21 protein-coding genes and 3 pseudogenes are annotated in these 24,805 nt (G+C 59.5%); 10 read left to right on the top strand and 14 right to left on the bottom strand.

Annotation, left to right across the window (positions count from 1 at the left end):
* Positions 1-5: 5 nt before the first annotated feature.
* The 3 genes from ASE71_RS28425 to ASE71_RS28435 form a co-directional block, all read right to left on the bottom strand.
* Entirely contained in the window at positions 6-503 is a 498-nt protein-coding gene (locus ASE71_RS28425) for a tripartite tricarboxylate transporter TctB family protein (RefSeq protein WP_060521337.1), read from the bottom strand.
* A 27-nt stretch (positions 504-530) separates the two neighbouring features.
* The gene (locus tag ASE71_RS28430; RefSeq protein WP_060521286.1) at positions 531-1,514 is read right to left on the bottom strand and encodes a Bug family tripartite tricarboxylate transporter substrate binding protein; all 984 of its coding nucleotides are present in this window, start codon (positions 1,512-1,514) and stop codon (positions 531-533) included.
* A gap of 118 nt (positions 1,515-1,632) precedes the next feature.
* Entirely contained in the window at positions 1,633-2,724 is a 1,092-nt protein-coding gene (locus ASE71_RS28435; protein ID WP_110819016.1) for an isocitrate/isopropylmalate dehydrogenase family protein, read from the bottom strand.
* A 231-nt stretch (positions 2,725-2,955) separates the two neighbouring features.
* Here ASE71_RS28435 and ASE71_RS28440 point away from each other — a divergent pair, with 231 nt between their 5' ends.
* A complete protein-coding gene (locus tag ASE71_RS28440; protein ID WP_244496944.1) occupies positions 2,956-3,846 on the top strand; it encodes a GntR family transcriptional regulator in 891 nt (296 codons plus the stop codon).
* Positions 3,847-3,996: 150 nt separating this feature from the next.
* On the opposite strand, the pseudogene ASE71_RS28445 reads toward ASE71_RS28440, so the two are convergent.
* The 7 genes and pseudogenes from ASE71_RS28445 to ASE71_RS28470 form a co-directional block, all read right to left on the bottom strand.
* A pseudogene (locus tag ASE71_RS28445) lies at positions 3,997-4,446 on the bottom strand (multicopper oxidase domain-containing protein); the annotation flags it as partial.
* Between the two features lie 9 nt (positions 4,447-4,455).
* The gene (locus ASE71_RS28450) at positions 4,456-4,746 is read right to left on the bottom strand and encodes a type II toxin-antitoxin system RelE/ParE family toxin (protein WP_060521288.1); all 291 of its coding nucleotides are present in this window, start codon (positions 4,744-4,746) and stop codon (positions 4,456-4,458) included.
* Complete coding sequence (locus ASE71_RS28455; protein WP_060521339.1) at positions 4,743-4,991, bottom strand: CopG family ribbon-helix-helix protein; 249 nt, start codon at positions 4,989-4,991, stop codon at positions 4,743-4,745. Before ASE71_RS28455 ends, ASE71_RS28450 begins: the two co-directional genes overlap by 4 nt.
* 124 nt (positions 4,992-5,115) lie before the next feature.
* Positions 5,116-5,270, bottom strand: a pseudogene (locus ASE71_RS35350) (PIN domain-containing protein); the annotation flags it as partial.
* Positions 5,267-5,521, bottom strand: a complete 255-nt coding sequence (locus ASE71_RS28460; RefSeq protein ID WP_060521289.1) for a FitA-like ribbon-helix-helix domain-containing protein — start codon at positions 5,519-5,521, stop codon at positions 5,267-5,269. The pseudogene ASE71_RS35350 and the gene ASE71_RS28460, both read right to left, overlap by 4 nt.
* A 516-nt stretch (positions 5,522-6,037) precedes the next feature.
* A complete protein-coding gene (locus tag ASE71_RS28465) occupies positions 6,038-10,606 on the bottom strand; it encodes an adenylate/guanylate cyclase domain-containing protein (RefSeq protein WP_060521290.1) in 4,569 nt (1,522 codons plus the stop codon).
* Positions 10,607-10,911: 305 nt separating this feature from the next.
* Positions 10,912-11,187, bottom strand: a complete 276-nt coding sequence (locus ASE71_RS28470) for a DUF4242 domain-containing protein (protein ID WP_060521340.1) — start codon at positions 11,185-11,187, stop codon at positions 10,912-10,914.
* A 94-nt stretch (positions 11,188-11,281) separates the two neighbouring features.
* Between ASE71_RS28470 and ASE71_RS28475 the strand changes: the two genes are divergently transcribed.
* On the top strand, positions 11,282-12,670 hold the full coding sequence (locus ASE71_RS28475) for a tetratricopeptide repeat protein (RefSeq protein ID WP_060521291.1): 1,389 nt from the start codon (positions 11,282-11,284) through the stop codon (positions 12,668-12,670).
* Positions 12,671-12,791: 121 nt separating this feature from the next.
* On the opposite strand, the gene ASE71_RS28480 is transcribed toward ASE71_RS28475, so the two are convergent.
* Positions 12,792-14,594 (bottom strand): chloride channel protein, encoded by a 1,803-nt coding sequence (locus tag ASE71_RS28480; protein WP_060521292.1) that lies wholly within the window; start codon positions 14,592-14,594, stop codon positions 12,792-12,794.
* Between the two features lie 149 nt (positions 14,595-14,743).
* Here ASE71_RS28480 and ASE71_RS28485 point away from each other — a divergent pair, with 149 nt between their 5' ends.
* The 5 genes from ASE71_RS28485 (at position 14,744) to ASE71_RS28505 (ending at position 19,082) form a co-directional block, all read left to right on the top strand.
* Positions 14,744-15,184 carry a MarR family winged helix-turn-helix transcriptional regulator gene (locus ASE71_RS28485; RefSeq protein WP_060521341.1) on the top strand — a complete coding sequence of 147 codons (441 nt, stop codon included), beginning with the start codon at positions 14,744-14,746 and terminating at the stop codon, positions 15,182-15,184.
* A 272-nt stretch (positions 15,185-15,456) separates the two neighbouring features.
* The gene (locus ASE71_RS28490; RefSeq protein ID WP_060521293.1) at positions 15,457-16,647 is read left to right on the top strand and encodes a glycosyltransferase family 4 protein; all 1,191 of its coding nucleotides are present in this window, start codon (positions 15,457-15,459) and stop codon (positions 16,645-16,647) included.
* Between the two features lie 652 nt (positions 16,648-17,299).
* Positions 17,300-17,485: a hypothetical protein gene (locus ASE71_RS28495; protein ID WP_060521294.1), complete on the top strand. Its 186-nt coding sequence runs from the start codon at positions 17,300-17,302 to the stop codon at positions 17,483-17,485.
* Between the two features lie 15 nt (positions 17,486-17,500).
* Positions 17,501-18,610, top strand: a complete 1,110-nt coding sequence (locus ASE71_RS28500) for a caspase family protein (protein WP_060521295.1) — start codon at positions 17,501-17,503, stop codon at positions 18,608-18,610.
* Positions 18,525-19,082, top strand: a complete 558-nt coding sequence (locus tag ASE71_RS28505) for a hypothetical protein (protein WP_146243008.1) — start codon at positions 18,525-18,527, stop codon at positions 19,080-19,082. Before ASE71_RS28500 ends, ASE71_RS28505 begins: the two co-directional genes overlap by 86 nt.
* A 90-nt stretch (positions 19,083-19,172) precedes the next feature.
* Here ASE71_RS28505 and ASE71_RS37205 read toward each other — a convergent pair.
* The 3 genes and pseudogenes from ASE71_RS37205 to ASE71_RS28515 form a co-directional block, all read right to left on the bottom strand.
* A pseudogene (locus tag ASE71_RS37205) lies at positions 19,173-19,332 on the bottom strand (LysR substrate-binding domain-containing protein); the annotation flags it as partial.
* Between the two features lie 100 nt (positions 19,333-19,432).
* Positions 19,433-20,356, bottom strand: a complete 924-nt coding sequence (locus tag ASE71_RS28510) for a homocysteine S-methyltransferase family protein (RefSeq protein ID WP_060521298.1) — start codon at positions 20,354-20,356, stop codon at positions 19,433-19,435.
* Positions 20,357-20,570: 214 nt separating this feature from the next.
* Positions 20,571-21,197 (bottom strand): Crp/Fnr family transcriptional regulator, encoded by a 627-nt coding sequence (locus ASE71_RS28515; protein WP_082566518.1) that lies wholly within the window; start codon positions 21,195-21,197, stop codon positions 20,571-20,573.
* A 383-nt stretch (positions 21,198-21,580) separates the two neighbouring features.
* On the opposite strand from ASE71_RS28515, the gene ASE71_RS28520 reads away from it, so the two are divergent.
* Genes ASE71_RS28520 through ASE71_RS28530 form a run of 3 tightly spaced genes read left to right on the top strand, consistent with a single transcriptional unit; the run spans position 21,581 to position 24,800 of the window.
* On the top strand, positions 21,581-22,360 hold the full coding sequence (locus tag ASE71_RS28520) for a hypothetical protein (RefSeq protein WP_060521299.1): 780 nt from the start codon (positions 21,581-21,583) through the stop codon (positions 22,358-22,360).
* A 47-nt stretch (positions 22,361-22,407) separates the two neighbouring features.
* Positions 22,408-23,433, top strand: a complete 1,026-nt coding sequence (locus ASE71_RS28525) for a DUF1214 domain-containing protein (RefSeq protein WP_060521300.1) — start codon at positions 22,408-22,410, stop codon at positions 23,431-23,433.
* Entirely contained in the window at positions 23,430-24,800 is a 1,371-nt protein-coding gene (locus ASE71_RS28530; protein WP_060521301.1) for a DUF1254 domain-containing protein, read from the top strand. The genes ASE71_RS28525 and ASE71_RS28530 overlap by 4 nt, the downstream gene beginning before the upstream one ends.
* The last annotated feature ends 5 nt before the right edge of the window (positions 24,801-24,805 follow it).

Here is a 24,805-nt window from a genome sequence, read left to right on the forward strand (position 1 = left end):
CGACTTCAAACGGAGCCGCGGGCAAGATCGATCAGGTCTTCGATGTAGCTGCCAGTCGGCAGATCGAGGTCGAGCCCATAGTCGAACACGAGATACGTCAGCGCGGTCAGCAACAGCCCGATCATGAGATTGCGCAGATGGGTCCGGCTGCCGAAGGCCATTGCCGAGACGACGAAGAGGAAGGTGCCGGAGACGATCCAGCCGAGCCTCTCAAGCAACACGAGCTGTGACGCGAAGGCAGCAGCCACCAGGATGACGGCTTTCCAGTCGAGCTCTGGAAATTCCTCCGCCTGCAAGCGATGAAGGAAAGCCTCGTAGAGAAGCTGCAGGCCAACGAGGATCAGTCCCGTGGCGATGAGGGCAGGAAACAGACCTGGCCCGATCACCGTCTGCGCTGCGATGGGAGGCGTCGACCATGTCTCGAAACCGATGAAAAGACCGAGACTGAGCGACGCAAGTCCGAGGATTGTCTCCCCGATACGGAAATTGGCCGATTTCAACATGATGACACCTCCCAAGGTGGACGCCGGTCAGAGCAGCCCGACTTCCTTCAATGCGCCCTCGACGCGCTTCTGCTCGTCGGCGAGGAACGCAGCAAAAGCGTCTGCCGGTAGATAGGTGTCGATCCAGCCGCGCTTCTCGAGAGCAGCCTTCCATTCGGGCGTCTTGACGAGGGCGGCAATCGCCTTCTCAAGCCCTTCGCGGTCTTCGTCGGAAAGCTTCGGGTGCGCCATGATTCCGCGCCAGTTCATGACGGCGAGATCAACGCCTGCCTCCTTCAGCGTCGGCACCTCGAGCCCCGGAATACGAGTGTCACCGGTAACGGCAAGGGCGCGAAGTTGGCCGGCCTCGACCTGCGCGCGGAACTCCTCATAGCCGCTGATGCCAACGGTGGCATGGCCTCCAAGGGTCGAGGCCAGCACCTCGCCGCCACCGGCATGCACCACGTAGTTGATCTTCTTCGGATCGACGCCAACGGTCTTGGCGATCAAGCCTGCGGCGACATGATCGATACCGCCGATTGAACCACCGGCCCAGGAGACCTTCGCCGGATCTGTCTTCAGACGTGCAACCAGGTCATCCATCGTCTTGATATCGGAGTTCGCCGGCACCACGATGGCATCGGCCTCGCCCATGAGTCTTGCGACTGGAACAGTCTGGTCGAGCGTCACGGGCGACTTGGTCGTCAACACGCCGCCGACCAGCGCAAAACCAATGACCATAGCCGACGGATGCCGCGGTTTGGTGGTGACAAACTGCGAAAGGCCGACCGTTCCGCCACCACCGGCCACGTTTTGGACCTCAACGGGCCCCGTCAACTTGTCTTCCTGCAGTATCGTTTGAATTGTTCTGGCCAACTGGTCGTAGCCGCTTCCCGGGCTGCTCGGTGCCATGATGTGCAGGGATTTAAGTTGTTCGTCCGCGAAGGCGGGAACGGCCGCCTGGTTGACCAGAACCACTGTCGCGGCAGCGGCAAGCAGCGTTGAAAAGGCGCGTCGTGTGATCTTCTTCATGGAAACTCCTCCATCCATGTCTCTGTGTTGTTCGATCCCTGGGGCCGCCATTCGGCCCCCTCCTCCAGGATCGCCGGAACACAGTCCCGGCTTGCCCTTGCGGGGATTTCAGGTGTCGTCAGGCGACCGATGTCGAAGCACCGGCGGCGCGAATGGCATCCACCACCTTCGCGGTGAAGGCATCGGTATCGAGGCCTCCCCCGACGTCGCGCGTGCGTGAATGCGGGTCCCGCAAAACGGCGTCGGTCGCTGTTTCGATCAGTGCCGCGGCGCGCGCGAGGCGCGGATCGTTTCGACGGTGAGCGAGCCAATCAAGCAACATGCCGGCCGAAAGAATGAGGGAGGTCGGGTTCGCCACGTTTGTGCCGGCAATGTCTGGCGCCGATCCATGCTGTGCCTGTGCGACGCAAATGTCGTCACCGGCGTTGATGGACCCACCAAGTCCAAGGCTTCCCGAAAGCTCCGATGCCTCATCCGAGAGGATATCGCCGAACATGTTGGTGGTGACGATGACGTCGAAGCGATCCGGCGAGCGAATGAGATGGGCGGCCGCCGCATCGACGATCAACTCTTCCAAATGCACATCCGGATAGGCTTCCGCGACCTTCCGCACTTCGCGCAGGAACAGGCCGTCGGAGAGCTTGACCACATTGGCCTTATGCACCGCGGTCACCTTCTTGCGGCGGTGGCGTGCCAGTTCGAAAGCCGCCTTGGCCACACGAGAGGAAGCCTTGGCAGTCACCTTGCGGATCGAAAAGGCCATATCCGGATCCGGCATGAATTCGCCTGTACCGGCATACATATTGCGATCGGAGTAGAAGCCTTCGGTGTTCTCGCGCACCAGGACGAGGTCCATCGGTTTACGAAGGATCGTCAACCCATCACGCGAGCGGCAGGGGCGAATGTTGGCGTAAAGCTCGAATTTGGTTCTTAGCTCGCCAGACGGATTGATTCCGCCTTTGTCGCGCGACGGATATTCGTAATGCGAGACCGGCCCAAGGATGACCCCATCCACCTCGGGCACGCGCTTCATCACCGCATCCGGAAGCGTCGTGCCCTGCTCGGCAAGGGACTTGAGGCCAATGTCTTTGAACTCAAAGTCGAGCCCCACGCCCGTTGCGGCCGCGGCGACCTTCAGCACCTCCAAGGTCGCGGACGTGATCTCCGGACCGATCCCATCACCCGGCAGTACGAGAAGTTTAATCGTCATGTCTTCCTCACCGTTCAGGAGATGGCGGAGGCCACGCGAGATCGTTCGCCGACTTCGCGTCGGCGTCGAGCAAGCAAAAATCGAATTGGAGTCCTCCAGACCGCCTTGGTCTTTTTCTCCTCTAAAATACCAAATACGCCCCCGCTTGGTATTTTGCAATAGAGAAAAACCAAAAACTCTTGGCGTCGCCGCGGCGTTGTGGCATAGATGAGCAAAATCGGGAGCTTAGCTTTGCAGACCACCCCGCTGATCGTCAGCCTCGCCGACCAGATCGTCGCGCATATTCGCACCGACAAGCTTTCCGAGGGCGATCGCCTGGTGGAACGCAAGCTTGCCGAACAGCTCCGCGTATCACGCTCGCCGGTGCGAAAGGCCATGAAGCTCCTGCACGAAGCAGGTGTCCTGAAACAGGGCGAAGGCGGCGGCTACATGATCGCCGATGTCGGGGCGGCCGAGAAACTGTCTCGGGAATCGGCTTCAACGGAGGATGACGAACAGATCTATCTGACGATCGCCGACGACCGGCTGCACGGCCGACTTCCGGAAAAGATTACGGAAAGCGAGTTTCTTCGTCGCTACGATCTCACGAAAGGCCAGCTCTCAAAAATCCTTTTGCGCATGGCCAATGAGGGTTGGATCGAGCGACTGCCAGGCCACGGCTGGGCATTTCTGCCGGTCCTCACTTCACTCCAGGCCTACGAGGACAGCTACCGATTTCGCCTGTTGATAGAACCCGCCGCACTGTTGGAGCCGACCTTCAAGCTGAACCGCCCAGCACTTCTGCGCTGCCGCGAGGAACAGGAGTGGCTGGTCAACGGCGGCATCTGGACCGTTTCGGATGCAAAGCTGTTTGGGCTTAACAGCGGCATGCACGAGGCGATCATCGAATGCTGCCAGAACAGCTTCTTCATCGATGCGCTGAACAGGCTCGACCGCCTACGCCGGCTGATCGATTACCGCCAGATGCTCGATCGCAACAGCGCGCGCGAACGCTGCCTCGAGCATATCGAGCTCCTGGATCTCATCCTTGCGGGGAAAAACGAAGAAGCGTCGCGCTACATGGCGCGTCACCTTGAAGATCTTGGCCGCCTGAAAACTGTTGCACGAGAAATGCGCGGCTGATCATCGGCCCATTCAAGACGGCTCCACGTGCGGAGAGCACATTTGCAAGCCGGTTCCAAAAGAGTGGAGCGATCTACCGTCTCGATAGCAAGGAGCAGCACCCGTTGCGTCGACCACGGTGTCTACTCCTTCCCTTGAAGCGCTGCTGCAGACGCGCTCGCCCGACCGGAAAGCTTCAGCCTCCGACACCCGGCCGTTAAGTGACACCGTATTGCCGACGCGGCCGGACACCCCGGCCTCCATCCGGTTGCCGCCGTCCTCGGTCAGCCGCCAGTCCGAAAGCATCCAGACGAGGTCGCTGTCGACGGCGACGGGTTGGCGTGCCTCCACGATCACCGCTGCGGTGAGGCCGCGGCCGAGTTGCTCGAGGCTGTTGGCGTGCGGGTGATACCAGAATGTTCCGGCATCAGGCGGCGTGAACTCGTAGATGAAGCTTTCTCCCGGCCTGATCGGCGGCTGCGTCAGGCCAGGCACGCCGTCCATGGCATTGGGAAGTCGGATACCATGCCGGTGGACAGTCGTTTCCTGGTCGAGTCGATTTTCGACGACGAGACGCGCGGGTTCGCGCTGACGAAGGCGGACCAGCGAACCCGGCACGGTTGGTCGTGACTAGAGTACCCGCGGCCATTGCTGATGGGCGTGCATGACGGTGAGGATCTCGACGTCGCGACTTACGCGGTAGGGAATGATGTAGGGAATGTCGGCTAACACGAGCTCGCGCGTGCTCTTGATACGACCGGGCCGCCCACTGGCAGGGTACTCCGCTAACGCATCCACGGCAGTGACAATCCGCGCCACGACGCGAGCTGCCGCATCCGGATCGTCTTTTTCGATATACGCACCGATCTCATCAATTCGCCGCAACGCCCTTATCGTCCAGCGAATACGCTTCCGACTCATGATTGCCGAGCGGACTTGACGTACTTCGCGACGACTTTCGCCACATCTTCTTCGCTGGCGAACTCACCCCGATCGGCCTCCGCCAACCCGGCTTCAATCTCGGCAAGCTGCCATTCCTGTTGCTCAACGAAAGCTTCGATGGCTTCGGCAGCCATATAAGAGCGAGACCGATCCAGCTTCTCAGCGAGTTGATCCAGCTTGCTCGCGGTTTCATCTTTTACACGAACGGTAAACGCAGCTGTCATGAGGCCTGACTTTCCTTGGTTCACCTTGATTATGGGAGAACCGCTTTGGTGCGTCAAGGTCCAAGGCACTATGCAGCCGCCGCGCGATTGATCTGTCGGTTTTGCTGCCCTAGAAACTTGATGCCTCCGGTAGCGCACCGATGCCAAACAGCAGTTCCGCAGCGTTACGCTGGACAGGTACAAGGTTTCGGCTACCTGGTCATTCAACCAATTGCGCGCAGCCAAATCCGGAGCCGGCTTCATCGCCTCCAAGACGACATTCGTGTCCAGGACGATCATTCAAACCTCATTGGCTCCGCCGGCGCTTTGTCTCGCATCTGGTCGAACACTTCAAAATCATCATTGGTCAAGCCAAGCCGCCCGCTCAACTCAGCCAAGGTATCGCCGATGCGAATACGCTGTTCGGGCTTTACCGCACGTTCCAGAATCTCGCGGACTTCCGCCTCTGTGCTACGGCCGTGATTCGCCGCCCGAACGCGCAAAGCCCGGTGCACTTCATCAGGTACATTTCGTGCTGTCAGAATAGCCATAGTCAGACCCTCGCAGGTGCCTTCATTGACTGCAATATAGTCCCCGTGCAGTCATTTCCCAAGTTTAACGCGGGCGACTGTCAACGTGTAGACGGCGATGTAGGGTGTGCGCGGAGTTACCAACTCACACGTTCCCTCAATTCGACCGGGGCGGCCGCTTTCCGGTTTATGGAACTCATCAGAAAGCTGGCGTCGGGCGTATGCGTGCCGGGCACTACGGAAGTTGGTCATGTGCAGATCCACAAGGCTTCAGCCCTGTGGATCTGCAAAGAAACGAACGGCCGTCCCCTTAAGCAACGGCCGCCTGTGGCTCCTCGACAGCGGATGACAGAGCTGACGTGATCTGGCGAAGTGTCACCAGTCCGATGCGGCGACCGTTCGTGTCGGTGGCGAAAGCCGTGTCTTAGGTGGAATTCGTCAATATCTTTGCAGCTGCGCCGAGCGTCGTTCCGGATTTAATGAGCGGCAGCGATCTGTTTTCCGACCGGAAACTTTCTTGCATTGCTCCCGGTTCTCCTAGCTCCGGCATTCTGCCCGTTGACCGTCAACCGGCAAGAAGAAGCGCTTTCGCTCGCAGGGGGTCAGGTCGCGCAGTACGATGCTGTGGGCAAAAGCGATGAGCTCCCCAGTTGTCGGAAAAACCCGAATGATCTGTACCTTTCGGTACGCGGAAGCGACTGCGATCTCGGTTCCACCAGAGCTAAAGGCTGGCCTCATTGAACTTGGTTCCGTGTCCGTTGCATCCCGCTGATTGTCAAGGAGCATCACCTGACGGCCCGCATCCACGTCCCACAGTCTCACCGTGTGGTCTTCAAAAGATGCCGTTGCAACGAATGAGCCATTCCGGCTGAATGCGGCGTAGTTCAGCGCGCCATCGTGCCCTCTGAGGATTTGCCGCTCCGTTCCATCGGGAACATTCCAAATGCGGGCCGTACCATCGCGCGAAGCGGTCACGATTGATCGTCCATCCTGGCTGAAAGCGATATCTGTCAACCCATCGCCATGGCCTCTCAACGTGGCGACGACACTGCCATCTGTAGTGGACCAGACGCGGGCGGTCCCATCCAGCGAGCTGGTCGCAGCCAGACCTCCATCGGGACTGAAGACGGCCGCCGTGATCCGCTTCTGATGCCCAGCCAGAATTTCCACCTCGGTTCCGTCCGTCCTCCACAGCCGCGCCGTGCCGTCTGTCAACGCTGTGATTACAAGCTTGCCATCGGGGCTGAACAGAACCTTCCGCAAGTTCGCGCTTGCCGTCAGAACGGCCACTTTGGCACCCGTCGACGTGTTCCATAGCTGCGCCGTTCCATCCGCGGACGCCGATGCCAGCAGGTCGCCGCGAGGGCTGAACTGAATATGGACGACTGCCGTGCCGTTGACGGCCAACCGACGTGTCGCGCGCCCGCTCTCGGCGTCCCAAAGCGTAATACGGCCGTACGAAGAAGCGGTCGCAACGACGCGGCCATCCGGACTGAAGGTCCCGTACTCGACCGCATCGCCATCGGTTTCAAGTCTCGTAGTCTCGCGGCCGCTCGCCACATCCCAAATGCGGGCGATGGTATCCCCGGTCATGACGCGCTTTCCATCCGGGCTGAATACAGCAAACGCCGGTCGGTGTTGGTGTCGTAAGGTAGTCGCCAGGACGCCATCGATGTCCCACAGTCGGGCCGTACCGTCGTACGAGGCCGTAAGGAGACCACTACCGTCGGGACGGAAAGCCACGTGTGTGACTGGCCCACGATGTCCTCTGATAGTCGCGAATTCAGTGCCACTCTCAACATCCCATATGCGGACCGCATTCTCCTTTGCAGCGGTGGCGAGGAGCCGGTCGTCAGGGCTGAATGCGCAATTCATTTTCTGGTCGCCATCCGCGGCTTGGAAAGCAGACAGCTTGAGTCCACCGGTTTCCTGCCCCAGCGCGCGACGCATATTGCCGGATATGCCATCCCAAAGACGCGCCGTGCCATCGAGGGAGACCGTCGCAATATAGCGGCCGTCATGGCTGAAGGTGCCACCATGAATATCGCTGGTGTGACCGAGGAGTGACGCAATCAGGGTTCCGCTCGGCACATCCCAAAGGCGGGACGCCATGGTCCATGTTATTGTGCCCCATGAGGCTGCCAGGATCTTGCTGCCATCGGGACTGAATACGACCTCATCGGGCCAAAACTGGTTGTCCAGGCTTCTGATTAACTGACGGTTCTCAATCCTCCAGATGCGAACAGAACGTTCATGCCCGTTGCCGGCCGCGACACTCAGACCATCAGGGCTGAACGCAGCCGACGTTGTCCCGAAGCTCTCAGCGATTTCAGTTCTTCCGCCGGTCTTTGTATCCCAGATAGTCAAAGCTCCTTGATCCGATCCGGTGAGCACCCGCGTGCCGGCAGGGCTGAACATCGCGGTGTGAACGTGGCCAGGCTGGGGAAGGACGAAGATCTGTTTGCCTGCCGCGACGTCCCAGATTCGCGCCGTACCGTCGCGGCTGGCCGTCACGACACGACTGCCGTCCGGATTGAAGGAAGTGCTTTCGACCGCGCCCTGGTGGCCCCTCAAGACGGCCATTTCCGTCCCGTTTGCAACGTTCCAGATGCGCGCGGTCCGGTCGTAAGACGACGTTACGATACGGTCTCCGCCTGCATTGAAAGCGGCATATGTCACGCCAGCATCATGGCGGAATATCATGGTCTGATGGTGCTGGAACAGCGCCTGGTAAAGGGCAAATTCCGCTTCTTTCACATAGGGCCGTTCCGGGGCAGCAACGTCCTTCGGTAACGCCTCCAACGCCAACAGAATGGCGGCTTCGGTGTCGCCGGTCATAGCGGTCTGCTGAGAAAGAAGCGAGAGGGAAAGGGATTGATTGCGGAGCGCCTGGTTACGCGCCTCAATGGCCTTCCGCTCCGCTGCACGGGCTTGGTCTGCATTGACTTGCGCCACCATAGCCTGTCGTCTCGCCTCGTGTTGCCCATGGAATCCGGCGATCGCACCAGCACCGGCGATGACGCCCAAACTTATCGCGATGATGGCTGCGTAACGCGTGCGCCGCGCAAGGCGTATCGCGGCCTCGGCCGCCAAGCTTCGGCGTTCAGCCTCACTTTCCAAACGCTCTCGCTTCGTGGTCTCTTCCGCCTCTATGCGCATGCGCTCAACTTGACGCTCTTTCGCCAGCCTGGTCTGGTGCATCTGCAACGAGGCTTCGACGTAGGCGACGATCTCGTCTTCGACCTCGTCACGTCTCGACAGAAGTTCTTCGCCCTCTGCTAACCGCTTGCCGGGGGGCAGCAGAAGGTCTGGGTTCTTGTTGTCAAAAAGCCATAGGCGAGCATCCGCCTGCACGCGCGCACGTGTCTCGAGGAAATTCCGGTTCGCATACGCAATGTCCCGCGCTCGCGGCCAGCGAGTGAGAAGCGCTTCATGTGTTACGCGCACAACTGCATCGCCCGCAGGATTTTCGTCGCTGGCCAGGAGCCGGGCGGCCATCATGGCGTTGACGAGAACGATTTGCGCCGGCCGGCCGCTCCATTGCGAGAGCGAGGCAGGACGCGCCGTGATCGCCTCTTCGTCGAGGCGTACTGTAGTCAGAGCGGTGAGCACGGCCGGCAAGGCATCCTGTACGTCAGGGGGAAGCGACCCGACTACCTCGTCGGCGCGACGTGCAATCGCGCCTTCAAGGCCGCCAAACGCTCTATACGCCGCGAATGTGAGCAGACGGCGCTCTCGGCCTGCCTGGAAGAGCGCTTCCAGCATGAATTCGAGAAGGGGCAATGATCTGGCATCTGCAACCGCTGCCTCCTGCAGCACGTCCTCGAGCCGCCCCTGATCTGCGTCCTCCTCAAAGCGCAAACCGGCTGCGCGTGCCGGCTCGCGGATGATCTGAGCGATTTCCGGGCCAGTCGGGGGCAACAGTTCATAGCTGCTGAGCCCATCCTTCAGCGTCCAGAAACCGGGAACCTCGCTGCAGCGGTGAAAAAAATCAGACCGGATCGTGCCAATCACCCAAACGAACCCGCTTCCTGCAAACGTCGCGAGCGCTCGCACTAGTTCCGTGTGGGACATCGGCTCCGCCTCAGTCGTGAACAACTCCTCCATTTGATCTAAAGCGACCACCAACCGCGCCTGTGCACTGGCGTGCGCAGGCATAGTAGCTTTGGCAAGTGCGGCGCGGATCATCCCAAGGGCGCGCTCGGGTGCGCTACGAAGGTACTGCGTCAAATCCGTCACCGTTGTCTCTTGCGCCAATTCCGGCAAAGCATCTTCACGAAGCAATGCGGCGGCCAATGACGCGATCGCGTCGGTTCCTTCTGACGGCCGGAACAGGCAACGCCGCCACAGAGCGATGCCCGCCACCGCGCCAGGTCGTGTGATCGTAGGGAGTAGCCCCGCACGCAGGAGAGAGGATTTTCCTGACCCGCTCATTCCATAGATCAGCAAGAAAGACTTGCCGTTCGCCGCTAGCTGTTCCAGCCGGTCGATGCAGAGGCAGATAGCGTGTGTACGGCCGAAGAAGAGATCGGCGTGTTCGAACTCAAAGGCGTCAAGGCCACGGAAGGGTGAATTGATACGCTCCTCCGACACAAGAGGCACACGATAAGCACGCACAGGCCGAGCGATGTTCTTCACCTTGTGCTCACCAAGGTCCACAAAATCCAGGGCGAGCCGATCGCGAACCTGGGCATGGATCGCCTCGGAGACGCATATCCCGCCGGCCGGGGCAAGCGCCTCCAAGCGTGCAGCGACGTTTACTCCGTCGCCCAGAAGATTGTCGCCGTCCGCCACCACGTCACCGAGGTTGATGCCGATACGAAATCGCATACGGCTCGGCTCGGGCAGGTTGGTGTTCCGGGTGTCGATCTCCAGTTGGATTTCGGTGGCACAGCGCACTGCCTCGACAGGGCTCGCAAACTCCGCGAGAACACTGTCGCCAGCGCTGCCAAAGACGCGGCCTTCATGACGTGCGATCAGGCCATCAATGATCTCACGATAAGCCTTCAACGTGGCAAGGGTAAGCTCTTCATTCTGGCCGGTCAGCCGACTATAACCAGCCACGTCGGCCACTACGATGGCAGCTAATCTTCGCCGAAGGTCCATGGCTGATGCCTGCTCTCCGCCAAATATCTTGTCACATTTTACGGCTGTGTAGGGAGAGTGTCCAAACAAAGCCTCAGGACCACGCCTCCCGGATCAGCCTTCGAGTGTTGCGGCGACATTGATGCCGATGCCATAGCAGTCACTATAAGGGCCGGTCGCGGTTGCGACCGGCCCTCGATAAACGAACTCTGCGCTCGGCGATCAATCGCGGCGGCCTTGAATCTGCCGTTGCCTTGGCAACTGGCGCTTCATAGTTGGTGCGGTTGAAGAAACCGTCATATGCTCGCCCGCTGCCAACCTCGGTTTCAGGCCAAATCTTCTGAGGCGATGTGCGCCACTTCGGTGATCTTCAACAGCGGAATTTGCGCAAGCTCATTCGCCTCCTGCACTCGCTCGGCTGAGGGCGCGTCAAAGAGGCAGAAGGACTTTTCCTCCGACGGCACGAACGTCGAGCGCAGATAGCGCACGGGCTTTCCCTGCTGCGTCATCTCGGCGGTCACCGCCTTTGCGCGCCCAGCGGCGGCCATGAGCTGCTCTGGTGTGATCCCCGGCAAGTGTCGCTCGACCATATATTGTGGCATGATGAGGCTCCCTTTCAGCTTCAGCGAAGGCGTTGTCAAACCCTTGTCAATATGCGCATCCTCTAAATAATAGCGCGCTCCGCTGGTGAACGGTATGAGTATTTACTTCGCCGCTGTATTCACGGACCTGGTTCGACACTCCGCCGTGTGGAATAAGGTATCTCGCGACACCGTCACCCACGTCATCACCGAGTATCGGTATCTATCGCGCTCTCTCGCGGGCCAGTATGGCCGCCGACACGAGAACTTCACCGGTGACGGTCATCTCTATCTGTTTGAGTCTGCGGATGTGGCCGTCCATTTCGCGTTGAAGCTCATCGCCTACTGGAAGCAGCGCCGCCGCTCACTGTTCTCTGTCCCGGGCGCGCAAGATCTGCCGGTCAGAGTTGGCTGTCATTTCGGCGAATGCTCCCAGATGGAAGAAGAAGATGCCTGGGTAGGACGGGCGATCAACCTCGCCAAGCGTGTGGAATCCAGCGCTGAGCCGGATTCGCTTTTCGTCACACAGACGATCCTCGAACTCGTCGACCTTCCCATCTACGAGTTCAGCGAGGCTGGGTACTTTGAGTTGAGAGGAGATTTTCTTCCGACGAGACTGCTCTATCGGCTGTCATCAGTTGACAGGGCAGCGCTTGCAGCGCGGCCCGAAGACAGGCTGACGGCGGAGGACTGGTTTCTGAAAGGGGTCGGTCTTTCGGATCCACATGGCAGCGTTTCGCAAGAGGAACTGCGATGCTACCAAGAAGCCCTTCGGCTTCGTAGCAACTATCCGGAAGCTCACAACAATCTGGGTATCCTCTTCAAGGCGAACGGAGATCCAAACGCGGCCATCCAGCACTATCACGAGGCGCTTCGCCTTTGGTCGCAGTACCCCGAGGCACACTACAATCTAGCCATTCTCCTTGAAACCATGGGAAACCGAGCCGAGGCTGCGTACCATTACGGTCAGGCGATCAAACTTCGTCCCGACTATGTGGATGCATTGCTGCGGTATGCCGGCCTCCTCGATATCGCTGGTGACAGGTTTGGAGCCGAACAACACTACAATGAATCCATCCGCCTTCGACCTGGCTTTGCCGAGGCGCATAACAATTACGGTATCTTTCTGGAGAAACACGGAGACACGTCGGGCGCGGAGCGCCACTACACCCAAGCACTCAATTTACGTCCTGACTACGCCGAAGCGCATTACAACTACGCGATGCTGCTTGAACGCGAAGACGGGGCCAAGGCCGAGGAGCATTACCGCGCCGCTATTCGTGCGTGTCCGGAGTATGCCGAGGCACACAACAATCTGGCCGTTCTGCTGCACGAAAACGGAGAACTTGCTGCTGCGGAGCAACACTACCTGACTGCCCTCCGCCTCCGCCCGGACGATCCGGAAGCAAACTACAATCTCGGCTTGCTGGCGCAGCTCAAGGGCGACTTGGAGCTCGCCGACCAGCTCTTTCGTCGCGCTAAGGAGTTGGGAACGCGGCATTGAGGGCGAGCAACTGCCCGCGCACCTGGCCGCGTTTCATACGTAAACCGGTCACCAAAAAAAGCCGGGGCCTTCCGCTAGCCGCAGGCAAGCAGGGTGCAAGCGCCCCGCCGGACCACATCAGTCAACGACCCCGCACCCTTCCAAGATAGGGCCGCCGTTCCAGCTCAGTGGATTTATAGGATTGCCTCAGGCGAAGCAGGTCCTTGCGGGTGACAAGACCGACCAAGGTCCCCAATAGCGGATCGGTGATGGGGATCCTCGCAACATCAGTCGCAATCATGATGTCCGCGATGTGACCAACGGTATCATCGGGGTGCCCGATCGGGATCGAGGCGTCCGATACCTTGTCAGCCAGGATGTCGGCCCCGATGTCCGGACCTCGCTGCCACCGAAGCGCGTCTGCACGCGAAACCATACCGACAAGCGCACCGGCTTCGTTAACCACCGGATAGGTCCGGTGTGCATCGTCCGCCGCGGCGAAATGCGCACAGACCTCGGTCACCGACATTGTCGCCGGTAATGTGTCGACGGTGCTGACCATAATGTCGCGAGCGCGCGCGAATTCGAATGGATCGACACCATATTCTCGGCTGATGTGCTGGCCTCTCCGCGCAATTTTCTCCGTCAGGATTGACCGTCGCAGGAGAAGAACAGTCACCGCATAAGCGGCAACCGTGGCGGCCAGCAAGGGAATGAGCGTGTTGAGATCACCGGTGATCTCGATCGCGAAAAACGTTCCCGTCAACGGCGCGCGCATGGTGCCACCCATCATCGCCGCCATGCCGAGCAACGCCCAGAATCCCGGATCTCCGGGAAGCACCAAGCCCGTCAGCCATCCAAGGGCGCCTCCAAGGATCAGTAAGGGAGCCAGCACACCTCCTGATGTACCGGACGAGAGAGCGATCAGCCAGATCGTGGCCTTCACCAAGAGGATGGCGACCACAGTCGATGTCGGCAGGCTGTTTTTCAGCAACCCTTCAATGACATCGTAGCCGACACCAAGAGCACGGGGTTCGATCAGCCCACCAAGCCCAACGGCAAGTCCCCCGAGCGCCGGCCACCACATCCAGTGGATCGGCAGGCGCTCGAACAGATCTTCAATCTTGTAGAGGAGAGTCGTGAGCACCCCGGACTGAAGGCCGGCAATAATCCCCACTCCGGCACAAAGCAGAATACCCCACCACGGAAAATCGATCTGGAAATGCGTCGGGAACAGCGGTCCACTTCCGAACAGCAGCGGGCGCCAGGAGATGGCGACGCAGGCCGAGACCGCGACGGGAATGAAGCTGCGGGGTTTCCATTCAAACAGGAGAAGCTCGACCGCGAGCATCACGGCAGCGATTGGAGAGGCGAAGATCGTCGTCATGCCTGCCGCCGCCCCTGCGACCAACAGCGTCTTTCGCTCTGCCGCACTCATGTGGAAAAACTGGGCAAACAGCGAGCCGATGGCGCCACCGGTCATGATGATTGGCCCCTCTGCTCCGAACGGTCCTCCCGTGCCGATCGAAAGGGCTGACGACAACGGCTTCAGCACGGCGACCTTTGCCGACATACGGCTGCCGCCGATCAGGATGGCCTCTATCGCTTCCGGTATACCGTGCCCGCGGATCTTCTCCGAGCCGAAGCGCGCCATCAGGCCGATGACGAGCCCACCCACCACCGGGATCAAAACCATCCAGGGTGAGAAGATCACGTCGGCTATCCGCGCCTCCTGCGTGCTCACCCGCCCAAACCAGACGATGTTGGTGACAAGCGCAATCAGATTGACGAGGAACCAGGCCGCAAACGCGCCGCCCGTTCCGACGATAAGCGCCATTCCGATCAACAGGAGCACGCGCCTATCGGTGGTGAAGTCGCCGGCTTCGCGGCGTGCAAGGCCGCCCATGAAATCGTGCTGATGCGGACGGGAAGATTTCGATGACATCGGTATACCTGCTGAGCCGGCGGAACGGTGGGTGTGATCGACCGCAGCGCTAATATGTCGTAATACGATATAAATCAAGACGGAGTTGGCAGACGGTGCCTAGACGGGTATGGACGTAGCCAGCTGAAACAGTACTGGTGTCAAAGTCTGTGGCCAAGAAACAAGACGCACTTACGGATGCCGACTACGAGGCGCTGGCTAACCTGCGCTACATCCTGCGTCGTTTTATGGACTTCTCGACGTCCGCAGCGCAGCAGGAGGGGCTCCCCAGTCAACAACACCAGGCCCTGCTGTCCATCAAAGGCCATCGCGGCGAAGTGCCCATGACAGTCGGGGTCTTGTCCGAGCGCCTCGTCGTTGCCCGGCACACCGCTTCCGAACTCGTCGAGCGGCTCGTGGGGGCAGGCTATGTGACGCGGGAGCCCGATCCGTCCGACAAGCGCCGCCAGACGTTGGCGCTTACCGTCAAGGCTGAAGACGTCCTCACGCGATTGAGCGCCATTCATCTGACCGAAATCCGTCATATGGCCCCGCGCCTGATAGAGTTGCTCGGCAATCTGCAGACGAAAGACCCTTTTTCCGAGGCTTGACCGCTCGACCGCCGACAGCTTGCTCATTCCAGCGACCTGATTTGGACCGTTCCGCCTCGTGACCACGGATACAAGGGAGCGAACGCCGCTTTATTTATATCGCATCACGATCTATCTTATCCCGCGCGGGATAGTTTTGGTGTCTCTCCCGGGCACTGACCCGTCGCGACCGGTTATTCCAGTAGCGCGTTTACTACGCTGCGAAAGTCCGATCGCCCGAATTTAAGGTGTTGTTAACAAAAGTAGCTGGGAAAGCGAGGTGGCAAGCCAAATTGGATACGGGTAAGGGTGCCGACATCGTCGGAGCAGCCGGCATCGCCGGTGCGCGCATAACCATCATTGTTTCAGCACTCGGCGCCGGCGGCACTGAACACGTCGTCAGCCTTGTCGCCAGTCACTGGGCGCGGCTCGGCTGCGCCGTCACCGTAATTACCCTCGAAGCGCCTGCCTCCGAACCCTACTACAAGTTCGATCCACGCGTCGCCATCGAGCGGCTCGACGTGCCGACTGAGAAGGCCACAAAGTTGCGTGCCGCATGGCTGGTGGCACGACGGCTCTATCGTCTGCGCTCGACGATCACCCGCTCCCGTCCCGACTTCGTATTGAGCTTCCTGACCCGGACGAATGTCCTGACGCTGGTCGCGACACGCGGCCTCGGGCTTCCCGTAATCGTCTCCGAGCGCAACAACCCGGCGGTACAGCCCTTCGGCCCCCTTTGGAAATGGCTGCAGCTTCGCCTTTATCCGCGCGCATTCGCTCTCGTGACGATGACCAAAGGGGCGCTCGACTACTTCTCGCCTGAGGTCCGCCGCCACGGAAGAGTAATCCCCAACGCCATCAACCTGCCCGCCGGCTGGGAAAACAGACGCGGCAACAAGATGCTCACGGCCGTCGGCCGGCTAACCCGACAAAAAGGCTTTGATCTGCTGCTGGAGGCCTTCGCGAGGATCGCCAAAACCCATCCCGACTGGAAGCTCGTCATCTGGGGGGAAGGCGAAGCAAGGCTGGAACTGGAAGCCCAGCGCGACGCGCTCGGCCTCAGCAACCGGGTGGAAATGCCGGGCCTCACGCCAAGGCCCGGCCTCTGGCTCGAAACCGCCGACGCCTTCGTTCTCTCATCCCGCTACGAGGGCTGGGGCATCGTCCTGCTCGAAGCCATGGCCGCCGGCCTCCCCGTCGTCTCGTTTGCCTGCGACTGGGGCCCGACCGACATGATCGCAAACGGCGAGGATGGCATCCTCGTGCCAAACGGTGACATCGCTGCGCTCGCCGATGCGCTGTCCAACCTGATGGCCGACGAGGCCTTGCGCGCCCGCCTTGCAGCGAACGCCGAGGCCAACGTCCGGCGCTATGATGCGGCTCACATCCTGTCTCAATGGGACGCCGTTGCGCTATCGGCGCTGGAACACGCAAGCGCGCGCAAAATGCCGGTAAAGCCCTATCCGGCCAAGGCGGCGGGTTAGACAGCCTGATGATCGCGCAGTCGGCGATGCAAGCGAGCACGTCGGCGAGCCACGCTTATGGATCGATGTCATTGAGCTTGGCGCCTAATGCCACGCGCGGCAGGCGGTTTCGATCAGCGAAAGGATCACCGCGGCTAGCCGCTTTTCGTTTATGCATATAGGCAACTCGCGACCGGCCCCGACCAGCTTCAGAGCTGCGTCTCCCGCATGTGCGCACGGCTGCCATCGGTATGGCACGCACTGAGCTTCTCGCCCGCTCATAGGGCCGTCTGTAAAGCTCGCGCCCCCACAACCAGGGAATGAGGCAAGTCGCGCGCGAAAGGGCGAATTTGGTCGTGAGAGCCTCTATCGACGCTCGTTTCGAAGGGATCAGTTACTAGAAATGCGCTGACGAGTGCGTTTGACCACAGCGCAATGACTTTAGAAATCGTCGTATACGTCAATCGATAGCTGTCAAATTCGACAGAATGTAAAGTGGCCACTCTGCTCAACCTTTGTCCTAGACAGCAGGCGTCTTGGCGCACGAGATCTCCTGCTCGGTTGACGGGGTGGGAGGTCACTAACGGGTTCTAACCGGATCGGGCTACGCCTTAGTTTATTTTCAACTACATTAGACTTTAGTAGAATGAGAGTGCGCAGGGAGGAGGCAAGTATGGAACGCTTGGAAGCCGAAAGGCTCGAAACCGACGCTGCCACGAAGGTCTGGTCCGTCCATGATTTCTGCAAAAGGCACCGCCTTTGTGTGGAGGAGGAACGCCGCCTCACAAGGCTGTTTGGACTGTTCGCAACAGCCCGCGAACTCCTGAACAACGCGCAGCGCACACCAAAGTGGCGGTAATGCGGGCTCGCTCCCATGCGCTACCTTCGTGCGGCCATTGTGCTTTCGCTCATTTTCCTAAGCCCTTACGCGTGGGCCGAAAAGCGCGTCGCGCTGGTCATTGGAAACTCGGCCTATCAGCATGCGCCGCAGCTTATCAATCCCCAAAATGACGCCAGCGACATGGCGTCGAAATTGACAGGACTGGGGTTCGTGGTGGTCACGGGCCGCGACCTCGACCTGACGGGATTGCGTCAGTCGATCCGCGAGTTCGTCAGCAAAGTCGAGGGCGCCGACGTGGCGCTCTTTTTCTATGCCGGTCACGGGCTTCAGGTAAACGGCGGCAACTACTTGATCCCTGTCGACGCGCAGCTTCGCTCAAACAACGATTTGGATTTTGAAGCGTTGCCGATCGAGCTTGTGCTATCCGCTATGGAGCGCAACGCCAAGGTCAACTTGGTCTTCCTGGACGCATGCCGCGACAATCCACTTGCAGCGACATTGGCCCGTTCCAAGGGAACCCGATCCTCGGTCGTCGGCCGGGGATTGGCGAAACTCGATACGGGTGTGGGCTCGCTGATTGCGTTCGCAACCCAGCCCGGAAACGTCGCCCTTGACGGAGCCGGCAGGAACTCCCCGTTCACGACGGCCTTGCTGAAACACCTCGGCACCCGCGGGCAAAGCATAACCGACGACCTGATTGCAGTGCGTCGCACCGTTCTGCAGGCAACAGATGGCAAACAGGTTCCCTGGGACAGCTCTTCCCTGACAGGCCCCGTCGTCCTCAATCTATCGCCAGTTCCGGACACAACGACGAGCCCGGCGGCGACGACCGCTACGGACAGAACCGTGGAGCTTGCCTACTGGAACTCCATCAAGGATTTGACCGCAAGCAGCTTCTTTGAAGCGTACCTACAGGAATATCCAAATGGAGCGTTCGGGACGCTTGCGAGGTTGAAGATCGCAGCAATCGCGGAGCGCGCCGTAAACCCGGGAGACGCCGGCCAAACCGACGTCGCTTTACCCAATGGCCAAAGCATCAGGTTCGTCCGGCGGGCACATGACCGCCGCCGACCTCGCGCTTGCCACCCAAAGTCAATTGGCGCGGATTGGATGCCTCAGCCAGATCGACGGCAAGTGGGGTGAGAGCAGTCGGGAGGCCCTGCAGGCCTATGCCGAGCGCAAGGGGCTCAAGCTGGCTTCGCTCGCCCCCACCGAAGAGCTTCTGAACGACCTGAAAGCGATCGGCAACCGTGTCTGTCCACTCATCTGCGGCAAAGGAATGGAGGTCCGCGACAACCGTTGTGTGGAGCCCGGCCTGAGTGCTTACGACGGCGCTTGGTACTTAACACGGTATGCAAAGACAGACTGCGGCGACTGGCGCGAACTCTCGACACTCATTTTCGTACGAAACGGTATCGTGTCGTCTAGCACTGGGTTTTCGGGAAAAGTCTCCCGAAACGGAACCGTCAACATGACCAACACTTTCATCCATAAAGGAAGGAAAGGAGGCAACACCCTGACGGGAGTGATAAAGGGAGACAAAGGGACCGGCAGGTTCAAGGGATCCGGTGCAGGCCGCGGCTGTTCAGGAACCGTCGCGATGAAACGGATGTAGCGTAAAGGCTATATCAGGTCCTCGGCTCGTTCATTGTGCCTGATGACTACACCCACCGTGCCAGCGGCCGGACCGACGCCCTACAGGACAAAGCACGAAGTTGCGGTTCGCCAAATCCCTTGTCCACTCCGGCACAAAGCCGATGCCGAGGCCGGTCGAGACGAGCGACACCAACGAGAAAGTGTCGTCACAGCTAGGCAATGTTGCCGGTCAGACCATGGGTATCGAACACCTCGGAGAAATAGTGCTCGCAGAGAGGTTCTGGATCTTCTCACACTTCAGCGCTCCAGTGTCGATCTCGCTGTGAAGGTGAAGCGGGCACGTTCTTTCTTCAATGCATCACCCGGCGCTCAGATGCCCGCCGCGATTAGAGCCCTGATGTGCCGCATGTCCGAGCCGCAGCATCCGCCGACGACGCGCAGTTTAGGGAGCCGTTTTGCCAGGTCGGCGCAAAGCACGCCGAACTGCTGCGGGTCGCCGTCATCGAGCTCGGTGGCTTCGTCCAGTTCGGCATGGCTGCGGTGAGAAGCGTTTGGTCGGACCATGCCAATCCGGTTGAGCCAGCGCGATGGCAACTGTTTGCAGAAATGCTCGGGATGGGCGCAGTTGATCCCATAGTAGTAAACGTAGCCGCCAGTCGCGGCTTCGACCTCGCAGAGCGCTGAATCGAGGTCCTGCCCGGTCGGCAACCGCCCGTCGGTCTCGACCGTGAATGAGAGTGCTAAAGGCAGGCCAAGGTCGCGCCCGCGGTTGACCATGCCGATGGCTTCACCTGGATGGGTGATTGTGAAAGCCGACGCAATGTCCACACCTTCCTCGGCAAAGGTCTCCAGCTGGGCGCTGTGCAGGCGGGCCGCTTCTGTCGGGGTCAGGAGCTGGTCGGGTGCGTAACCATCCCCTGCCGGCCCGAGAACCCCCTCGATCAGGATATGGTCCCGCCAGGGATGGGCGCCCCGCAGATCGCGGGCGAAGGCAATAGCGCGCCGGTTGACGTCCCGGATCCCTGCGTCGTCGAGCCCGAGCTTCGGCCCCCAGCCGCAATTGGCGCGCCAGGTCGGCGTGCCCATCACAAACCCGCGACTCGCGGCCTGGGCCAACTCGAAATACGATACCGCGTAGCGCCGCAGCATCTCGCGCCCCTCTGGGCTGTCGAGCAGGACGAAGGAGGCGAAAAGCGGCATTTCGGCGCCTTCGTGGAAGATAAGGTCTGTCTCCATGCCACCATCGCTGATGAATGGGTATGGCGACGAAAGCAGGCGGTCAAGTATACCCATGGCATCCACCCCAAAGAACCATTGTAGCAAATTCCGGCGGGGTGATCGAACTTTGTGACGGGGCGCGACCGGCGAACGCCACGCCCCGACGACCCGGCGTCGGACTATCATTCCGGAATGCGAGCAGGATGGACGCTTGGAGCCCGAGAGCCAACTTCAAACCTATCGCCCTGAGTAGAACGGAACCCAGAAGAGGGATGGTTTCGTGTTTTTACTACTCCGACCCATCTCCGTCGGAGAACCGTCTCAGCGCTTGCGTGTCTAAGATCGTTACGGAACGATAGGTGTATTTGACCCAACCTGCCCTTGCGAAACTCTTCATTGCGGAATTGACCTGCTGTCGTGATGCATTCGCCATGACGCCAAGGGCGCTCTGGGACAACGGGATGGCCATGTCACCGAGCCAACCCGCTCGCTGAAGCACGGAGGCTATTCTGCATTCGACATTGCGCTTTTGTAGGTCATGAATAATACGGACGAGGACATCCACGGTTAAGACGGTGTTCAAACCCACCGCACGCCATACGGCGGGATCCCGTGCCGCCATCTGCTCCAATGCGTCCAATGGCACGTGCATCATCCAGGTCTCACCAAGGGCTCTCAACTCAACCCTGCGGGGCTGGCCGGTGAGGAAAGGCCCTTCCCCCGTCCATGCGCCCGCCATTCCGAGATGGATTAGACGCGGGATCGCGTCGGGAGGCGCCGAGTTGATGGTGAGAGAACCGGCGACAAGGCCATACATTCCACCAGCCGCGTCGCCATATCGATAGATGATTTGATCGGGAGAAAATTTCTGCAAATGCCCTTGGCGCAGCAGCTCCGTCCGAAATTGCGCGCTCATATGTGCGAGCCAAGGCCCCTGGCACAGGACATGTTCTGCCTTCTCTCGTGTCAACTCCAACGGGATCCCTCCACATGCACGGTCTGGACAGAACGTTTTTCGCTGATCGAACACAAAATTTCGTAAATTGTCTGGATCCGGACAATCTGTGGTCGACACATGTGCACATGTGAGCTTATCGCCGAGGATCGATGGGTTACATAAAACTTGAGCTCTTCAATAGCTTCACACTGCTGCCGTAAGGAAATTCCGCGCCCCCGCGATGTCGTCATCGTGAGCCTTCAATGCTGGCACCTCGCCCACAACAGGCAGCGTCGGTTGCCGTCCCAGTTGACGATACCGCAAACCAGTGTTCAGCCACACTCGATGGTGGGGCCAAGGCGATGAAATCTTTTCTCTTGGCGGCAGCATTGTTCACCGCTTTGATGCATTCTTCGTCCGCAAACAGCGCGGACCTTCAACAGCCATTCCTTGTCCCTGAAGCCAATGCCGAAGGTTGGAGCTATACCGCAAGCCCTTATTTTTGGGTCGCCGGCATCTCTGGTGATTTCGGACAGTTCGGTCTACCCGCAATTCATGTTGTGTCCGATTTCGGCGATATCCTGAAGGATCTCGACGTTGGCTTCATGGCGATCGGTGAAGCGCGTCACGATCGGTTCAGCGTCTTTGGTGACGTGATCTACACCAAGGTTTCGTCGCAAACTGCCACGCCGCTCGGCGTCGTTGCCCGAGGGGTCGACACCACGTCGGAGACATTCGCTGGTCTCGTTGGTATGGGCTATGCCATCTTTCAAGATGGCCGCAGTAACGTCGACGTCGTGGCCGGGGCACGTATCTGGCATGCGAGTACGCGGATCTCCTTTTCCGGCGGGTTTCTGAGTGGAGTTTCGAGCCGTGACAGCGCCACATGGGTGGACGCCATAGCGGGCGTTCGCGGTCGTTACTTCCTGACGGACCACTTCTATCTGAGCGCCTGGGGCCTGGCCGGGGCAGGACAGGCGGATCTTGATTGGGATCTCGCCATAGGAATCGGTTACGAGTTCAGAGACAGGATCTCAACCATCGCTGGCTATCGCGCGCTCGGCGTCGATTACAGCCACGACGGCTTTATCTTCGACGCCGTGCAACAAGGTCCGATCCTTGGACTCGTCGTTCGCTTTTAATGTTCGCCGGTCAATCCGCTTTTCTAATTTCAACTTGGTGGGCTTCCATGTCTCTTGCAAAATTGAGCTGCTCGACGATTGCTGCGGTGTCACTGCTTGCTGCGCTGCCGGCTTTTGCCGACCCGATCCTCGTCAACAGCGACAACTTCGTGCGCGCTGAGAGCGACCTTTATTTCTCCGGCATCGCCGGAAATGGTGGCTTTGGCAAGTTCGATCATACGCGCGAAATGGTACCGCTCGACAAGCAGACTATCTTCCGCCTGAACCGTGACACGCTTTATTCTTCCGCCGTGTTCGATCTCGATGCGGGGCCGGTGACGATCAATGTGCCGGACACCGACGACCGCTTCGTGTCGCTTCTGGTGATCGACCAGGACCACTACGCCCATGGCGTATTCTATGGGGCTGGCTCGTACACGTTGACTCGCAAGGATATAGGTACCCGCTATGTCGTGCTGGCCTTTCGCTTTTTTGCTGACCCCAACAGCTCCGAGGACATGAAGAAGGTTCATGCGCTTCAAGATGCGGTAACGTTCAAGCAGTCAGCACAGGGTAGTTTTGAGATCCCGGAGTGGGACAGTAAAAGTCGTGACAACACACGCCGCGCGCTGCTCGATCTCGGAGCTTTGCTCCCAAACACCGCGAAAATGTTTGGACCGCGCGATGAAGTCGATCCGGTCCGGCACCTGATTGGAGCAGCACTTGGATGGGGCGGAAACCCAGACAAGGAAGCGTTTTACCTCAACGTGACGCCGGAAAAGAACGACGGCGACAGCGTTTACCGGCTCACGGTGAAGGATGTCCCCGTCAAAGACTTCTGGTCGGTCACGGTCTACAACAAGGAAGGCTTTTTTACGCCCAACGCGTTCAATGCCTATTCCCTGAATAACGTGACCGCGCAGAAGAGCCAGGATGGCTCGGTCACAGTCCAGTTCGGAGGCTGCGATGGCAAGGTGGCCAACTGCCTGCCGACACCCGAGGGATGGAACTACATGGTCCGCCTGTATAGGCCCGAGATGCAAGTTCTTGAGGGAAGCTGGAAGTTTCCGGCCGCAGAGGAAGTGAAGGAATGAAGCGCCGCACCTTCTTGCAAGGAACCACTGCGCTAATGCTGCTGCCGCCTCTTGAGGCATTCGCGCAGGATGACATCGGGGCCATCGCCAGAGAGGCGTATATTTACACCTATCCGATGGTGAAGAACTACCTCACCATGTACCAGTACGCACTGGAGCCGGGTGGCGGCCAGTATAAGGGGCCGCTCAACACACTGGTCAGCGTCGCCAGGGTTTACACGCCCGAAGATACGGCAATCATCACGCCGAATTCCGACACCCCCTATTCCTTCATTGTCTTCGATCTTAGGGCTGAACCTGTCGTCGTGACGATGCCACCGATCGAGAAAGACCGCTACTACTCGCTTCAACTCATCGACCTCTATACGAACAACGTCGACTATCCAGGCACGCGGGTGGACGGCAACGACGGCGGCGATTTTCTGATCACCGGCCCAGGCTGGAAGGGCGATATACCGACGAGGATCAAGCGCGTGGTCGAAATGCCGACCACGCTTGCCATAGGCATTATCCGGACGCAGCTTTTCTCGCCCGACGATCTTGAGAACGTGGAGCAAATCCAGGCGGGCTACAAGGCTACGCTGCTGTCAGTCTACGCGGAAACGCCGGCTTCCGCTCCTCCGCCATCCGTTGACTGGCTTCCAATCTCAGACGATTTGATGATTACGAACTACTGGGCGCTTGCCGCATTCCTGCTGCAGTTCGCACCACCTTATCCCGGTGACGAGACGCCACGGGCTAACCTTGCCAAGCTTGGCGTCCAAAAAGGAGCGACCTGGTCCGGGGCGGATCTTTCACCAGAGACAGTGAAGCTCATGAATGCCGTGGCGGTCGCGACCGAGAAGGAGATTCGAGACGAGGCCGCGCGGTTGACAGATTCGTCCAAGTTATTCGGCACGCCGGAATTCATGAAGGGCAGGTTCATGGTCCGCGCCGCGGCGGCGCAAGGCGGCATCTACGGCAACTCGGTGCAAGAGGCACTCTATGTGATCTATGCCGTCGACGCACAGGAGGCGCCACTTGACGGACGTAGAGCAAGATACACTCTCACCTTGACCCCTGAGACGCTGCCACCGGTCGAGGCCTTTTGGTCGCTGACCATGTATGACAGACCGAAGCAGTTCCTTGTCGACAACCCTGTCGATCGCTACCTGATCAACTCGCCCATGCTCGCGAGCCTTCAGAAAAGCGCCGACGGAAAGATCGTTCTGTATTTGCAGCACGAAAGCCCAGGAGCAGCGTTGGAATCAAATTGGCTCCCAGCGCCGAGCGAATCCTTCTATGCGGTCATGAGGCTCTATCTGCCCACGGCGTCAGCGTTGGACGGGCATTGGAAGCCGCCCGCGATCCAGGCCGTTCCGCAATAAATGAG

This window comes from Ensifer sp. Root954, from assembly GCF_001429005.1.
GTDB lineage: Bacteria > Pseudomonadota > Alphaproteobacteria > Rhizobiales > Rhizobiaceae > Ensifer > Ensifer adhaerens.

Bases quoted from the DNA above. Each gene is read 5' to 3' on its own strand.
- ASE71_RS28425 (WP_060521337.1), bottom strand. From the start codon at position 503: ATGTTGAAATCGGCCAATTTCCGTATCGGGGAGACAATCCTCGGACTT.
- ASE71_RS28430 (WP_060521286.1), bottom strand. From the start codon at position 1,514: ATGAAGAAGATCACACGACGCGCCTTTTCAACGCTGCTTGCCGCTGCC.
- ASE71_RS28435 (WP_110819016.1), bottom strand. From the start codon at position 2,724: ATGACGATTAAACTTCTCGTACTGCCGGGTGATGGGATCGGTCCGGAG.
- ASE71_RS28450 (WP_060521288.1), bottom strand. From the start codon at position 4,746: ATGAGTCGGAAGCGTATTCGCTGGACGATAAGGGCGTTGCGGCGAATT.
- ASE71_RS28455 (WP_060521339.1), bottom strand. From the start codon at position 4,991: ATGACAGCTGCGTTTACCGTTCGTGTAAAAGATGAAACCGCGAGCAAG.
- ASE71_RS28460 (WP_060521289.1), bottom strand. From the start codon at position 5,521: ATGGCTATTCTGACAGCACGAAATGTACCTGATGAAGTGCACCGGGCT.
- ASE71_RS28465 (WP_060521290.1), bottom strand. From the start codon at position 10,606: ATGGACCTTCGGCGAAGATTAGCTGCCATCGTAGTGGCCGACGTGGCT.
- ASE71_RS28470 (WP_060521340.1), bottom strand. From the start codon at position 11,187: ATGCCACAATATATGGTCGAGCGACACTTGCCGGGGATCACACCAGAG.
- ASE71_RS28475 (WP_060521291.1), top strand. From the start codon at position 11,282: ATGAGTATTTACTTCGCCGCTGTATTCACGGACCTGGTTCGACACTCC.
- ASE71_RS28480 (WP_060521292.1), bottom strand. From the start codon at position 14,594: ATGTCATCGAAATCTTCCCGTCCGCATCAGCACGATTTCATGGGCGGC.
- ASE71_RS28495 (WP_060521294.1), top strand. From the start codon at position 17,300: ATGGAACGCTTGGAAGCCGAAAGGCTCGAAACCGACGCTGCCACGAAG.
- ASE71_RS28500 (WP_060521295.1), top strand. From the start codon at position 17,501: ATGCGCTACCTTCGTGCGGCCATTGTGCTTTCGCTCATTTTCCTAAGC.
- ASE71_RS28505 (WP_146243008.1), top strand. From the start codon at position 18,525: ATGACCGCCGCCGACCTCGCGCTTGCCACCCAAAGTCAATTGGCGCGG.
- ASE71_RS28510 (WP_060521298.1), bottom strand. From the start codon at position 20,356: ATGGGTATACTTGACCGCCTGCTTTCGTCGCCATACCCATTCATCAGC.
- ASE71_RS28515 (WP_082566518.1), bottom strand. From the start codon at position 21,197: ATGAGCGCGCAATTTCGGACGGAGCTGCTGCGCCAAGGGCATTTGCAG.
- ASE71_RS28520 (WP_060521299.1), top strand. From the start codon at position 21,581: ATGAAATCTTTTCTCTTGGCGGCAGCATTGTTCACCGCTTTGATGCAT.
- ASE71_RS28525 (WP_060521300.1), top strand. From the start codon at position 22,408: ATGTCTCTTGCAAAATTGAGCTGCTCGACGATTGCTGCGGTGTCACTG.
- ASE71_RS28530 (WP_060521301.1), top strand. From the start codon at position 23,430: ATGAAGCGCCGCACCTTCTTGCAAGGAACCACTGCGCTAATGCTGCTG.